Source organism: Streptomyces sp. NPDC090127 (assembly GCF_044746945.1).
GTDB lineage: Bacteria > Actinomycetota > Actinomycetes > Streptomycetales > Streptomycetaceae > Streptomyces.
The window spans coordinates 113332-127401 of sequence record NZ_JBIVDE010000009.1; the positions used below are offsets into that span (position 1 = coordinate 113332).

The 14070-nt window shown below is 71.5% G+C and carries 10 protein-coding genes; 4 read left to right on the forward strand and 6 right to left on the reverse strand.

The genetic code is table 11. The features are described 5' to 3' along the window. The first annotated feature begins 31 nt into the window (after positions 1-31). Positions 32-2623: a bifunctional FO biosynthesis protein CofGH gene (locus ACIPPS_RS29125; RefSeq protein WP_401438021.1), complete on the forward strand. Its 2592-nt coding sequence runs from the start codon at positions 32-34 to the stop codon at positions 2621-2623. A 127-nt stretch (positions 2624-2750) separates the two neighbouring features. Here the strand turns inward: ACIPPS_RS29125 and ACIPPS_RS29130 are convergent, their stop codons facing one another. Continuing rightward, positions 2751-3875 (reverse strand): tyrosine-protein phosphatase, encoded by a 1125-nt coding sequence (locus ACIPPS_RS29130; RefSeq protein WP_401438024.1) that lies wholly within the window; start codon positions 3873-3875, stop codon positions 2751-2753. A gap of 164 nt (positions 3876-4039) precedes the next feature. Between ACIPPS_RS29130 and ACIPPS_RS29135 the strand changes: the two genes are divergently transcribed. Beyond that, complete coding sequence (locus ACIPPS_RS29135; RefSeq protein ID WP_401438026.1) at positions 4040-5158, forward strand: ADP-ribosylglycohydrolase family protein; 1119 nt, start codon at positions 4040-4042, stop codon at positions 5156-5158. Positions 5159-5192: 34 nt separating this feature from the next. Here the strand turns inward: ACIPPS_RS29135 and ACIPPS_RS29140 are convergent, their stop codons facing one another. Together ACIPPS_RS29140 and ACIPPS_RS29145 are read right to left on the reverse strand one after the other, a co-directional pair. Continuing rightward, positions 5193-6743: a sodium:solute symporter family protein gene (locus ACIPPS_RS29140; protein WP_401438029.1), complete on the reverse strand. Its 1551-nt coding sequence runs from the start codon at positions 6741-6743 to the stop codon at positions 5193-5195. A gap of 267 nt (positions 6744-7010) precedes the next feature. Beyond that, entirely contained in the window at positions 7011-7793 is a 783-nt protein-coding gene (locus ACIPPS_RS29145; protein WP_401438032.1) for an SDR family oxidoreductase, read from the reverse strand. A gap of 82 nt (positions 7794-7875) precedes the next feature. Here ACIPPS_RS29145 and ACIPPS_RS29150 point away from each other — a divergent pair, with 82 nt between their 5' ends. Beyond that, positions 7876-8721, forward strand: coding sequence for a hypothetical protein (locus ACIPPS_RS29150; RefSeq protein WP_401438038.1), 846 nt, complete (start codon positions 7876-7878; stop codon positions 8719-8721). Positions 8722-8911: 190 nt separating this feature from the next. On the opposite strand, the gene ACIPPS_RS29155 is transcribed toward ACIPPS_RS29150, so the two are convergent. From ACIPPS_RS29155 to ACIPPS_RS29165, 3 genes are all read right to left on the reverse strand, one after another. Next, entirely contained in the window at positions 8912-9112 is a 201-nt protein-coding gene (locus tag ACIPPS_RS29155) for a DUF397 domain-containing protein (protein WP_401438040.1), read from the reverse strand. A gap of 223 nt (positions 9113-9335) precedes the next feature. After that, the gene (locus ACIPPS_RS29160) at positions 9336-10196 is read right to left on the reverse strand and encodes a helix-turn-helix domain-containing protein (RefSeq protein ID WP_401438042.1); all 861 of its coding nucleotides are present in this window, start codon (positions 10194-10196) and stop codon (positions 9336-9338) included. Positions 10197-10458: 262 nt separating this feature from the next. Continuing rightward, positions 10459-11166 (reverse strand): GPP34 family phosphoprotein, encoded by a 708-nt coding sequence (locus tag ACIPPS_RS29165; protein ID WP_401438045.1) that lies wholly within the window; start codon positions 11164-11166, stop codon positions 10459-10461. Positions 11167-11328: 162 nt separating this feature from the next. On the opposite strand from ACIPPS_RS29165, the gene ACIPPS_RS29170 reads away from it, so the two are divergent. Then, a complete protein-coding gene (locus tag ACIPPS_RS29170; protein WP_401438047.1) occupies positions 11329-13800 on the forward strand; it encodes a D-alanyl-D-alanine carboxypeptidase in 2472 nt (823 codons plus the stop codon). The last annotated feature ends 270 nt before the right edge of the window (positions 13801-14070 follow it).

The window sequence follows — 14070 nt, forward strand, 5'->3', positions numbered from 1 at the left end:
TGTCGTGTGAGGGCACTCGTATGCTCGGTTCATGACGGATCAGCAGCCCGTGCCGGCAGGACCGCCCACCGAGAACGCCATGCGCCGTGCCCTCAAGCGGGCCAGGGACGGGGTCGCGCTCGACGTCGGTGAGGCCGCCGTGCTGCTCCAGGCGCGCGGCGCCGATCTGGACGACCTCTGCGCGTCCGCCGCGCGCGTGCGGGACGCGGGCCTCGAGACGGCCGGGCGGCCCGGGGTCATCACGTACTCCAAGAGCGTCTTCATCCCGCTCACGCGGCTCTGCCGTGACACCTGCCACTACTGCACCTTCGTCACCGTGCCCGGCAAGCTGCGCCGCGCGGGCCACGGGATGTTCATGTCCCCCGACGAGGTCCTCGACATCGCCCGGCGCGGCGCCGAACTCGGCTGCAAGGAAGCCCTCATCACCCTCGGCGACAAGCCCGAGGACCGCTGGCCCGAGGCCCGCGAGTGGCTCGACGCGCACGGGTACGACGACACGCTCGCCTACGTCCGGGCCATGGCGATCCGGATCCTGGAGGAGACCGGGCTGCTCCCGCACCTCAACCCGGGCGTCCTGTCCTGGACCGACTTCCAGCGGCTCAAGCCCGTCGCCCCCTCCATGGGCATGATGCTGGAGACGACGGCCACCCGGCTCTGGTCCGAGCCCGGCGGCCCCCACTACGGCTCGCCCGACAAGGAACCGGCCGTCCGGCTGCGGGTCCTGGAGGACGCCGGGCGCTCCTCGGTCCCCTTCACCAGCGGGCTGCTCATCGGGATCGGCGAGACGTACGAGGAGCGGGCCGAGTCCCTCTTCGCGCTCCGCCGGGTCTCCCGCGCGTACCACTCCGTCCAGGAGCTGATCATCCAGAACTTCCGCGCCAAGCCGGACACGGCGATGCGCGGCATGCCGGACGCCGAACTCGACGACCTGATCGCCACGATCGCCGTCGCCCGGCACATCATGGGCCCCGCCGCCTGCCTCCAGGCCCCGCCGAACCTCGTCGACGAGGAGTACGGACGGCTCATCGGCGCCGGCATCGACGACTGGGGCGGGGTCTCCCCGCTCACCATCGACCACGTCAACCCGGAGCGGCCCTGGCCGCAGATCGACACCCTCGCCGAGAAGTCCCGCACGGCCGGCTTCGAACTGCGCGAGCGGCTCTGCGTCTACCCGGAGTTCGTCGGCCGCGGCGAACCCTGGCTCGACCCCCGGCTGCTCCCGCACGTCCGCGCGCTCGCCGACCCGGAGACCGGCCTCGCCAACCCGGACGCGACCGTGCGCGGGCTGCCCTGGCAGGAGCCGGACGAGGTGTTCACCGCCGCGGGCCGCACCGATCTGCACCGCACCATCGACACCACCGGCCGCACCCACGACCGCCGCGAGGACTTCGACGAGGTCTACGGCGACTGGGGCGCGCTCCGCGAGGCGGCGGCCCCCGGCATGGTCCCGCAGCGCATCGACACCGACGTCCGGGCCGCCCTCGCGACAGCCGCCGACGACCCGACGAAGCTCACCGACGACGAGGCGCTCGCCCTGCTGCACGCCGACGGCCCGGCGCTCGACGCGCTGACCCGGATCGCCGACGACGTGCGGAAGTCGGTGAACGGCGACGACGTCACGTACATCGTCACGCGGAACATCAACTTCACCAACGTCTGCTACACCGGCTGCCGCTTCTGCGCCTTCGCCCAGCGCCGGACGGACGCGGACGCCTACACCCTCTCGCTCGACCAGGTCGCCGACCGGGCCCAGCAGGCCTGGGAGGTCGGCGCGGTCGAGGTGTGCATGCAGGGCGGCATCCATCCGGACCTGCCCGGCACGGCGTACTTCGACATCGCGAAGGCGGTCAAGGACCGCGTGCCCGGCATGCACGTCCACGCCTTCTCGCCGATGGAGGTCGTCAACGGCGCGACCCGGACCGGGCTGTCGATCCGCGAGTGGCTGACGGCGGCGAAGGAGGCCGGGCTCGACTCGATCCCGGGCACCGCCGCCGAGATCCTCGACGACGAGGTCCGCTGGGTCCTCACCAAGGGCAAGCTGCCGACGGCCACCTGGATCGAGGTGATCACCACCGCCCACGAGCTGGGCATCCGCTCCTCGTCCACGATGATGTACGGACACGTGGACCAGCCCCGGCACTGGCTCGGCCACCTCCGCACGCTGGCCGGCATCCAGCAGCGGACCGGCGGGTTCACCGAGTTCGTGACGCTGCCCTTCATCCACACCAACGCGCCCGTCTACCTCGCGGGCATCTCCCGCCCCGGCCCGACGGTCCGCGACAACCGCGCGGTCACGGCCATGGCCCGGCTGCTGCTCCACCCGCACATCCCCAACATCCAGACCAGCTGGGTCAAGCTCGGTGCGGACGGCGCCGCCGAGATGCTCCGCTCGGGCGCCAACGACCTCGGCGGCACGCTCATGGAGGAGACCATCTCCCGTATGGCGGGCTCCGGTTACGGCTCGTACCGCTCGATCCGGGACCTCGTCGCCATCGCGGAGGCGGCGGGCCGCCCGTCGCGCCCGCGCACGACCCTCTACGGCGAGGTGGACGAGGAGCGCCGCAGGACGGCGACGGCATCGGACGGACACCTGCCGGAGCTGCTGCCGGTGCTGGGGGACTGAGCACCGCGGGGGCGGGGCGGGCCGGTCAGGGCGGGGACGGTCAGGGCGAGGACGGTCAGGCGGAGACTGGTCAGGGCGACGACGGTCAGGGCGGGGACGGTCGCCCTGACCGCCATGGCGGGCGGGGTCAGCCGACCAGCAGGTCGCGCTTCAGCTCGGCGAGCTCGCGGGCGTCGATGCCGAGGCCCTGCTTCAGGTACGAGCGGAACGAGCCGTACTCCTCGCGGACCTCGGCGAAGCTGGCGTCGAGGTACTCCGGGCGCACGTCGAGCAGCGGCTTGTAGACCGCGGCCTGCTCCGGCGGGAGGTGGGAGAGGACCGCCTCGTTGGCGGCCGCCCGGTAGGTGTTGCTGGCCAGGTAGTCGTCCATCACCGTCTTCTCGGGGACACCGAGCGCGGTGAGCAGGGTCGCGTTGTTCCAGCCCGTACGGTCCTTGCCGGCCGTGCAGTGGAAGAGGACGCCGTGCCTGCCCTCGTCGGCGATGCCGTCGAAGACCGTGGTGTAGGCGGCCTTGGCGGTGTCGCCGCTCACCATGAAGCGGTTGCCCTCGACCATCATGGCCTCGGCCTCGGCCGGGGTCTTCGGCATGCCGGAGAAGGTCGGGGTGCCCGCGAGGACGTCGGCGACGACATGGCTGGCACCGGCCGGGACGCGGTCGGGGTCCTTGTCGCGCTCGCTCCGCATGCGCAGGTCGAAGACGGTACGGATGCCCAGGCGCCGCAGCTTGGTCAGGTCGTCGGCGGTCAGCAGGTGGAGGGCGTCGGAGCGGTAGATCTCGCCCATCTTGACCCAGTGGCCGTCGGCGGTGCGGTAGCCGCCCGCGTCGCGGAAGTTGACCGTGCCCTGGAGCTTGATCAGACGGTCGGCCAGGTGCAGGGAGGTGCCCCGCGCGGGGACCAGGTCGAACCAGCGGCGGTCGACGGCGCGCAGACCCCTCACGGTGACCTTGCCGGTCTCGCCGCCGCGGGCGACCGTGCGGCCCTCGGTGCGGATCGTGACGCCGTGGGTCCCGCGGGCGGACCAGGCGACGGTGAAGCTGCCGTCGGCGTTCTCGGTGACGGTCGCGGAGGTGAAGGGGACGGAGGAGCTGTCCCGGTGGGAGGAGTGGTCCTCGTGGGAGGAGTGGTCCTCGTGGGAGGAGTGGGCCCCGTGGGAGGGGTGGCTGTCGTGGGCGCCGGCGGCCGGGGCGGTGACGCCCAGGACGAGAGCGGCGGCGACGACGGCGTAGGCGGAAGTCTTGAAACGTGTCACGCGCCGGATCGTTCAAGCCATAACAAAACAACTGGTGAACGCCGGTCGAAGATGGACAGAAAGGCGTCCGATCGCAAAACGTTCTGCCTCGCGAACGAGCGAACCCGGTCGATTACAGTGCTGCGAGATCTGTGCGGAGAGGGCTTTCCGGGGAAGGGCACGTCGTGACCACAACCGCTGCGTCCGTGTGGGGCCGCGCCGAACAGCAGGACTTCCGTGCCCGGGTCCGGGGCTGCCTCCTCGGCGGGGCGGTCGGCGACGCCTTCGGCGCGGGCGTCGCGACCCTCCCCCTGGACGCGATCAGAGCCGCGCACGGTCCCGAGGGGCTCACCGACCCGGTCCCCGCCCACGGCAGACGCGGCGCGGTCACCGCCGCCACCCAGATGACCCTCTTCACCGTCGACGGCCTGATCCGCGCCCAGGTCCGCCGCGACACCGGCGCCTGGCACCCGCCGACCGACGTGCACCGCGCCCATCTGCGCTGGGCGGCCACCCAGCGCGACTGGGGCCCCGACGAGCGCCGCACGGACAACGGCTGGCTCGCCCGCGAGGAGTGGCTCTACGTCCGCCGCGACCCGGCCCGCGCCTGCCTCACCGGCCTCGGCGACGAGATCCTCGGCACCCTCGACAAGCCCAAGAACCCGGACGCGACGGACTCCGGCGCGCTCGTCCGCTCGGCGCCGTTCGGGCTGCTCGTCGGCTGGGAGCCCCAGCTCGTGTGCCAGCTCGCGGTGGAGTGCGCGGCCCAGACCCACGGCGACCCGGCCGCCTATCTCTCGGCGGGCGCCCTCGCCGTCGTCGTCCACGGACTCGCGCGCGGCGAGAGCGTGGACGGCTCGGTCCAGCGGGCGCTCGCCCAGCTCACCCCGCGCCCCGGCCACGAGCCCGTCACCGACGCCCTCCAGCGCGCGCTGGGAGCCGTACGCCAGGGGATGCCGAACGCGGTGCGGGTCACCGACCTCGGTGCGGACGAGGACCGTGCGGAGGGGCAGCTCGCCGCCGCCGTGTACTGCGCCCTCGTCGGCGAGGACATCCGCCACGGCCTGCGTCTCGCCGTCAACCACGACGGCCCGTCGGCGGCGACCGGGGCCGTCACGGGCGCCCTGCTGGGCGCCCTGCACGGTGAGACGGCCCTCCCGCCGGCCTGGCTGGCCGAACTGGAGGGCCGTTCCACGGTGCTCGAACTCGCCGACGACTTCGCGATGGAGATGACCCAGGGCGCCGCCCTGCACAGTCCGGCGGAGTCCCACCCCGGCTGGCTCGCCCGCTACCCCAGGGGGTGACGTGCGGGCGACGCCGCACCGACCGGAGGGGTGCTCACGCCAGCGGTCGGGCGGCGGGCTCGCCCGAGGACTGCGGCGGGATCGCGGCTCCGCCGTCCTCGTCGTCGGGGTCCTGGTTGATCTTGGCGAGGATCGCGTCGCGGTCCGGGGTGTCCTCGGGCTTGATGAAGCCGATGGCGATGTAGAGGATCAGCGAGGTCGCGAGGGGCGAGACGATCTGGATCTGGAGCTCGATGCCGTCCAGACCGTAGTTGGTCAGCCAGAAGGCGAAGAGCCCCGCCGCCCACGAGACCAGGGCCGCCGTGGGACCGGACTTCCGGAACGTCTTCAGCAGACCCAGCATGAACGGGATCGCGATCGGGCCCATCAGACCGGCCACCCACTTGATGACGACGGTGATGATGTCCTTGAAGGTGGGCGAGTTGACCTGGGTGGCGACCGCCATCGACAGGGCGAGGAACGCGATCGTCGACCAGCGCGCCGCGATCAGCCCGGCCTGCTGCGTCCAGCGCCGTGCCGCCTTGCTCATGACCGGCGCGATGTCCCGGGTGAAGACGGCCGCGATGGCGTTGGCGTCGGAGGAGCACATGGCCATCGTGTGGGAGAAGAAGCCGACGATGACCAGGCCGAGGAGGCCGTGCGGCAGCAGCTGCTCGGTCATCAGGGCGTAACTGTCGGACGCGTCGGGCTTGTTCGGCGTCACCAGGAGCGGCGCGACCCACATCGGGAAGAAGAGGACCAGCGGCCAGACGAACCACAGGACCGCCGAGAGCCTGCCGGAGCGGGTGGCCTCGCGGGCGTTGGGCGTGGCCATGTAGCGCTGGGCCTGGTTCCACATGCCGCCGCTGTACTCGAAGGTCTTGATGAAGAGATAGGCGAGCAGGAACGTCATCGTGTACGGGCCGGCGGTCGGCGCGGTGTGGCCCTGGAGCTCGGGCCGGTCCCACACCTCCCACAGCGCGCTGAAGCCGCCGAGCTCGGAGAGGACGGCGACGAGCATCGCGATACCGGCGAAGAACTGGATGATGAACTGGCCCAGTTCGGTGAGCGCGTCGGCCCACAGCCCGCCGACCGTGCAGTAGATGCCGGTGATGACACCGGTGATGAGAATGCCCTGGTTGAGGGAGATCCCGGTGAAGACGGAGAGCAGGGTGGCGATGGCGGCCCACTTGGCGCCCACGTCGACGATCTTCAGCAGCACGCCCGACCAGGCGAGCGCCTGCTGCGTGGGCAGGTTGTACCGGTTCTTCAGGTACTCCAGCGGGGAGGCCACATGGAGGCGGGAGCGGAGCCGGTTGAGCCGGGGCGCGAAGAGGTGCGCGCCGATCGCGATGCCGATCGCGATGGGGAAGGACCAGGTGACGTACGAGGTGACGCCGTAGGTGTACGCGATGCCCGCGTACCCGGTGAACATCACCGCGCTGTAGCCGGACATGTGGTGCGAGATCCCCGAGAGCCACCAGGGCATCTTGCCGCCGGCCGTGAAGAAGTCGGAGACGTTGTCCACGCGCTTGTGGGACCAGACTCCGATCGCGACCATGACGCCGAAATAGCCGATGAGCACGGCCCAGTCGAGACTGTTCATTGAGCCCCCTCCAGGGGTCCGGTCCGCCTTGTGAACGCCGTTCATGGTGTGGGGAGTTGCGGACCCACGACAACGCGCGGGAAGGTCAAGAGAACGTAAAATCGTTCTTCTTGCTGACCTGTGTTCACATGCTTGAATCCAGGCGGGGGCAAAAAGGGCCGCACGGTACGCCCCCGCGTACCGTGCGGCCCTGGGTGGCCGTTGTGCTCCCGGCGCCCCCTGTGCTCCCGTTGGCCCCTGTGCTCCCGCCGGCCCCCGCCGTGCTCGCTACCGCATCAGCTCGCCCGCGTTGACGAGCAGCTGCTGTCCCGTGATCGCCCGTGCGCGGTCCGAGGCCAGGAAGGCCGCCGCCTCCGCCACGTCCCCGTCGGTCGCCAGCTCGGGCAGCGCCATCCGCTCGGTCAGCCGGGCCAGCACCTCGGCCTCCGGCACCTTCTCGGTGTCCGCCGTGAACCGTACGTACGCCTGGACCGGCGGCCCCCACATCCAGCCCGGCAGCACGGTGTTGACCCGGATCCGGTGCGGTCCGAGTTCGCGCGCCATCGAGTACATGGCCGAGGTCAGCGCCCCCTTCGAGGCCGCGTACGCCGCCTGCTGGACCTGTGAGGGCGCGGCCACCGCCGACTGTGTGCCGATGAGGACCACCGACCCGCCGCGCTCCTTCAGTGCCGGCAGACAGGCCCGGGTCATCCGCAGTGTGCCGAGCAGGTTGACGTCGAGGACGCCCTGCCAGGTGGCGAAGTCGGCGTCCTCGATGCCGCCGAAGTAGCTGTCCCAGGCGGCGACGTGCACCACGGCGTCGACCCCGCCGAAGCGCTCGACCGCGAGCGCGGCGAGCGCCTCGCACTGGGCCTCGTCGGTGATGTCGGTGGCGCGCAGCGCGGTGTGGCGCCCCTCCGGGTCGATCTCGGACGCCGACGTGGCGAGGTTGGCCTCGGTGCGGGCGCCGAGGACCGCGTTGCCCCCGTCCCGTACGACGGCCTGCGCGACCCGGTGCCCGAGCCCCGCACCGACACCGGACACGATCACGGTCTTCCCCTGGAGCAGCATCCGGGTGCCTCCCGACTCTGGCGGTGGATCTGACGACCCGTCAGAGTAGGAGCCGCCGAAGGACAAGGGAAGGGGTACGGGCATGGACAGCGAGACGGGCGACGCCACCGGTGTCGACACGTACGCGGAGCTGGCGGCGGTCGGACCGTACGGGGTGCGCCCCGGCCACGCGCTGATCACGATGGTGGAACCGCACCCGGGCCACGAGTACGCCTACAACCGCTGGTACGAGGACGACCACTACTACGCGGGCGCGATGGCGATGCCGTGGATGTTCGCGGGCCGCCGCTGGGTCGCCACCCGGGCGCTCCAGGAGCTGCGCGGTCCGGAGAAGTCGGCGGTCGCCCAGCCCGTCACGGCCGGCTGCTACCTCTCGACGTACTGGGTCACCGAGGGGCGCTACGACGAGCACATGAAGTGGACCGTCGGCATCAACAAGCGGCTGAACCGCGACGCCCGCGTCTACCGCGACCGCACCCACGTCTTCACGTCGTTCCAGGACCACGAGGCGACCGTCTACCGCGACGGCGCGGCCGGCCCCCGCGACGTCCACGCCCTGGACCACCCCTACCGGGGCCTGGTCCTCCAGGTGATCGACGCGGAGGGGCCCCGGGCGCGGGCGGGGCTGCTCGACGCGCTGGTCGCGAGCGAGCTGCCGAGGCGGCTCGCGGGCTCCCCGGCCGCGATGGTCACCGTCTTCCGCCCGACGCCGCTGCCGGGCGACCGGATGACCTATGTGAAGCAGGTCGAGGGCGTCGACACCCGGCTGACCCTGCTGTGGTTCCTGGAGAGCGACCCGCGCGCCTGCTGGGCGGAGCACTTCGCCGACCTGGAGTCGGTGGGCGGTGGGGCGGGCCGGGTGGAGCTGGTGGCGCCGTTCGTTCCGACGGTGCCGGGGACGGACCGGTACGTGGACGAACTCCGCTGACGGGGCGGGGGCCGGCACACAGGCCGAGCCCCCTCGGCCAGGACGGCGGACCGGTCGAGAGGGCTCTTTCCTTGGGTACTGCTCGTGACGTGCGTCCTGCTCGGTGGTGCGTCCTGCTCGGTGGTGCGGGGATGTGCGGTGGTACGGGGCCGAGCGGTGCCGCGGGGCTGCGCGGTGCTCATCCCCGGGCTCAGAGAGCCCCGTTGCTCACTCCGCCGACGAAGGCGTTCCACGACGCCGAGCCGAAAGCGATGGACGGACCCTCGGGGGCCTTGGAGTCCCGGACCGCGATCGCCGCGGCGAGGGGCGACTTGACTTCGACGCATGCCCCGTTGCCGCCGGAATAGGAGGACTTCGTCCAGGTGTCCGTAGCGCCCTGAATAATGGCCATGTTCTTCACTCCGGTTCTGCCAGTGGTGTTGTCGCGCCAACGTTCATGCTGGCGTGATCGACGCTACTCGTCGGCTCCGGGGTGTGGGGGCGGCGTTCACCCGACCGGATGGCATATTCCAACTGGGCTTCCGTCGGAGTGAGTCAGCGGTGTACGGTGCCGCCCTCTTCGCCGGGGGGCCGGCCGAATGGCCACGTTCACCCCCGAATCGGAGAACGCGGGATCAACCGGCCGCGTAGGACTTGGCGATGTCCGAAATGAACTCCCGGGTCTGCTCGACGTTCAGCGCCTGCGCCCGCAGATGTTCGTACATCACGCTGTACTTGGCGACGTCCTGGGCCTTCTCCAGATACAGGTCGCTCGTGACGCCCTCGATGTAGACGACGCTGGAGTCGGACGTGTCCGGGAACTCCAGGATCGCGTAGTGACCGCTGATGCCGGGGTGCGCGCCCATCTCGAAGGGCAGCACCTGGACGGTGACGTGCGGCAGGTGCGACTGCTCCACCAGATGCTCCAACTGCTGGATCATCAGCTGCTTGTTGCCGACGACCCGGCGCAGCGCGCCCTCGTCGATGACGGCCCACAGCCGCAGCGGACGCTCCTCGTCCTTGATCCGGTCCTGGCGCCGGGTGCGGACGGTGACCCGCTTGTCGATGTCCGTCGGCGTCGACTCGGGCAGCGCGCCGGTGATCACGGCCTCCGCGTAGCCGTGGGTCTGCAGGAGGCCGGGGATGATCTGCGGCTCGTACACCCGCAGGCTCTCGGCGTCCGTCTCCAGGCCGATGTAGACGCTGTACGGGATGTCGCCGAAGGCGTGCCACCAGCCCTGCTGGCGCGAGTCCTTGGCCATTTGCATCAGCGACTCGACGACGCGGTCGTCCTCGACCTCGTACACCCCGCAGAGGTCACGGACATCGCGCTGACTGATCGACCGGCGACCGTTCTCCAGGCGGCTGATCTTGGACTGGGACACCAGAAGACGCTCGGCCACCTGCTCGGCGGTCATGTTCTTCTGCTCCCGGAGCCGGCGCAACTCCTGGCCCAATCGGCGTCGCCTGACGGTGGGATTGACGTTGGACGCCACGGAAACTGCACCTCCGGCTGTCGGCTGCGTAGCTGTGAGTATCTACTGCTTGGCAGACTGCCACCAAAGGTGTGGTGTGCGCTGGGAAATGACGACAACGTGCGCGGGCGCACGGCTCGGGGCGCGTTGCCGCGGACGCACGGGTGCGGGCGCCGGGGTGCGGGCGCGCGTGGGTGGGGCGGTCGCGACGACCGCCCCACACACGACTGTGCGGCTCCCGGAAGGGGTTCTGTGGTGCTCGCGCGCGGACGCGCTCAGGTGCTCAGCTCGCGGCGCGGGCCATGCTGCCGCGACGCGGCTGCTGGGGAACGCCACCCGTGCTCGGTGCGCTACGGCGCGGCTGGGCGGCCACGCCGTTCTGGACGTCCATCACGGCGTGCGCCACGAGTCCGCCCATGGGGTCGTGCCGGATCAGATCGCGCAGCCGGGACCGCGACGACCGTCCTTCGTTCCCCGGGTACAGGTGCTTGCCGAGACCGACCGCGTGGGCCAGCGCGGCGAGCGCCGCGGTCCGCGGGTCCGGCGGTACGCCGGTGCGGATCGCACTGTCCAGCCGGGCCCTGATGTCCCGGCTGATGGCCGTCTCCGTCGCCTGGTAGCGAGTCGTCGGCAGCACTCCGCACATCTGGCCCTCCACGGCATGCACCATGCCGCAGCGCTCCAGATGAGCGAGATAGATCTGGCGCAACCCCAGTCGGGGCCCGCCGATCCAGTGGACGGCCCGAACCGGGCTGCCGCGTCTGCGCAGCAGTTCCAGCGCGGAGTCCAGTGTCGGATCTCCGGTCGGCCGTGGCATCACCACGGCGATACGATCCCCGTCAGGGGCTATCCGTCCTGCCAGAGCCAGCTCCACTAGCTGAGCTCCGGCGAGGCCGAGGTCGAGCGACTGCGGCTGCGCTGTGGTACCCGTGGCCGGGTCCAGAGCGAGCAGCAGAAGCTCCTCCGGAATTGTTCTGCGGCTCCTGCCCATCCATGCCTCCCCGCGTGGATGAGTCACAGGGTGACCCCTCTCACATTCATCTGTCGAGAGCGCCTGGGTGCTTCGTACGGGAACCAGTAGGTATGTCGTTCTCGTCTAGCACGGGGGCCAAGGGGTTCACACAGGACACTGGTACATGGTTCGGACGTACGCATGGCGCATGGAGGAGGCACGGTGGCGGGCGAGTCCCCCGACAAGGCGGAGCAGCAGGAGTCCTCGAAGGAGTCGACTCCGGGCGGCGGCGGCCGGGATCCCCGGCTGTCGGTGCTCCGCGAGCCCGCCTCGTCGCCGGTCCAGGTCGACCAGCCGACGGCAGTCTTCAAGACGCTGGCGCCGAGGACTTCGGAGGACGACGCCCCGACGGAGGCGTCGGAGCGCCCGGACTCCTCCGCGGCGGAGGGCTCCGAGGGGGAGAGCTTCGCCGGGGCGAACTCCGGCGGGGAGAACTCCGGCGAGGAGGGCGACCGGCTGCGGGCGGCGGTGGCGGCGTGGGTCGCCTCCGGCGACGAGGAGACGGCGCCGAGGCGGGACGAGGACGCCGAGGCGGACACCGGCACGGCGACCACGGCTGAGGCCGACGCCGCCGACGACGGTGCCGACGCCGACGCCGACGCCGACGGCGCCGTGGCCACGGACGGCGTGGACGCGGACGTGGAGTCGGGCGGCCCGGAGGGCTCGCAGGCGGCTCAGGAGGCCGCTGAGGCCTCCGACGAGGCGCCTGAGGGCGCGGACGGGGCTTCCTCCGGGGATTCCTGGTTCGCCGCGCGGAAGTCCGCCGAGACGCACGACGGGGCGCACGACGAGGCGCAGGACGAGACGCGTGACGAGGCGGCGGGCGAGCCCGAGCGTGCGGCCGCGTCTCAGGCGGACGAGGACGGGCCCGCCGAGCGGGCCGAGTCCGCCGAGCCGGCCGAGTCCGCCGAGCGGGCCGAGTCCGCCGAGCGGGCCGAGTCCGCCGAGCGGGCCGAGTCCGCCGAGCCGACCCAGTCCGCCGAGCCGCAGGCGCCCGTCGTGGCCGGCGCGCCGGTCGATCAGCCGACGACCGTCTTCAAGGCGGTCCGCCCGCCGGTCGTGGACCAGCCGACGACGGCACTGAAGATGCCGGTCGCTCCGGCCGCTCCGAAGGCCGAGCGCCCGAGCACCTTCGTACCGCTGCGCCCTGACACACCGACGCCCCCGAGGGCGGCCCCGACGCCGGCCCCGACGGCCAAGCCGTCTCCGAAGCCCGCGCCCGCCCCGGCCCCCGCCGCCCCGGCCGCGTCCGAGGCGCCGGCGCCCGCCCCCGTACCCCCGGCGTCCCTCACCGAGGCCGAGCGGACCAGGCAGCAGCCGATGCCGCCGCTTCCCCCGCTCGACCTGCTCGCCGAGCTGACCAACACCCCGCCGCCGGCGCCGACACCGCTGCGGAACACCCTGAGACGCGTCCGGATCTGGACGCCACTGGTCGTCCTGCTGCTGATCGTCTTTGCGGTCGTACAGTTCGTGCGGCCGCTTCCGCCGCCCACGCTCTCCCTCACCGCCGCGCCCACCTTCACCTTCCAGGGCGGCGAGCTCCAGATGCCGTGGCCCACCGAGGGCCAGGGCGCCGCCGAGGTCGAGGGCGTCGGCTCGCTCGGGACGTACGGGGCCCAGAAGCCCGCCCCGCTCGCGAGTGTGGCGAAGACGATGACGGCGTACGTGGTCCTCCGGGACCACCCGATCAAGGGCAAGGAGACCGGCCCCGAGATCGCCATCGACAAGAAGGCGGCCGACGAGGCCGGGGCCGAGTTCGAGTCGACGGCGGCCGTCAAGGAAGGCCAGTCGTACACCGAGAAGGAGCTGATCCAGCTCCTCATGATCCCGTCCGCGAACAACGTGGCGCGGCTGCTGGCCCGCTGGGACGCCGGTTCGGAGGCCGCGTTCGTCGAGAAGATGAACGCCGCGGCCAAGGACCTCGGGATGACGGACTCGACGTACACGGACCCGTCCGGTCTGGAGTCGACGACGGTCTCCACGCCTCTGGACCAGCTGAAGCTGGCGAAGGCGGTCATGCAGTACGACGTGTTCCGGGAGATCGTGAACATGCCGAACCTCAAGGTCGACGGCATCCCCGGCCAGATCGAGAACAACAACAACATCCTCCTCGAGCCCGGTGTCTCCGGTATCAAGACCGGCTCGTCGACCCCGGCCGGCGGCAACCTCCTCTGGTCCGCGAACACCGTGGTGGACGGCAAGCAGCGTCGGATCCTCGGCGTCGTCATGGGTGCGAAGGACGCCGGGCTGCTGCACGAGAAGCTCCAGCTGTCGATCGACTACAGCCTCCAGCTGATCCAGCAGGCCCAGAAGGACGTGACCTCGGCCGCCGTGATCCGCAAGGGTCAGGTCATCGGCCACATCGACGACGGCTTGGGCGGCCGTACCGCCGTGGTCGCGGACAAGGAGCTCAAGGCCGTCGGCTGGCCGGGGCTGAAGGTCGACCTGGAGCTGACCGACGGCGGCAAGGCGGTCCCGCACACCGGCAAGGCGGGTGACGTGGTCGGCCAGGTGTCGATCGGCACCGGCACGGGCAAGGTCAGCGCCCCGGTCTCGCTCCAGACGGACCTGGTGGAGCCCGGGTTCGACAAGAAGCTGACCCGTCTGGGCTGACGTGTCAGGGCGTCCCGGTATCCCCGGGGCGCCCTGCTGTTAGCGTTCCGGAGGCCGAGTTATGGGCGAAAGGCAGTTCGGGAGCAGCACGGGAGAGGGACGCGAGTGACCACCGTCGAGCCGACACGCGCCGCCGAAGGCGCGCCGACGCCCCCCTCTCCCTCCCTGACGCCCCCTTCCTCACCCCTGCTGCCCTCCCCCTCACGAATAGACCTCCCACCGCCCCGCCAACCGGTGGAGCAGTCGCCCGCGAGGACTCCCCGGCGCCGG

Bases quoted from the DNA above. Each gene is read 5' to 3' on its own strand.
- ACIPPS_RS29140 (WP_401438029.1), bottom strand. From the start codon at position 6,743: ATGAACAGTCTCGACTGGGCCGTGCTCATCGGCTATTTCGGCGTCATG.
- ACIPPS_RS29150 (WP_401438038.1), top strand. From the start codon at position 7,876: ATGGACAGCGAGACGGGCGACGCCACCGGTGTCGACACGTACGCGGAG.
- ACIPPS_RS29155 (WP_401438040.1), bottom strand. From the start codon at position 9,112: ATGGCCATTATTCAGGGCGCTACGGACACCTGGACGAAGTCCTCCTAT.
- ACIPPS_RS29165 (WP_401438045.1), bottom strand. From the start codon at position 11,166: ATGGGCAGGAGCCGCAGAACAATTCCGGAGGAGCTTCTGCTGCTCGCT.
- ACIPPS_RS29125 (WP_401438021.1), top strand. From the start codon at position 32: ATGACGGATCAGCAGCCCGTGCCGGCAGGACCGCCCACCGAGAACGCC.
- ACIPPS_RS29170 (WP_401438047.1), top strand. From the start codon at position 11,329: ATGGCGCATGGAGGAGGCACGGTGGCGGGCGAGTCCCCCGACAAGGCG.
- ACIPPS_RS29145 (WP_401438032.1), bottom strand. From the start codon at position 7,793: ATGCTGCTCCAGGGGAAGACCGTGATCGTGTCCGGTGTCGGTGCGGGG.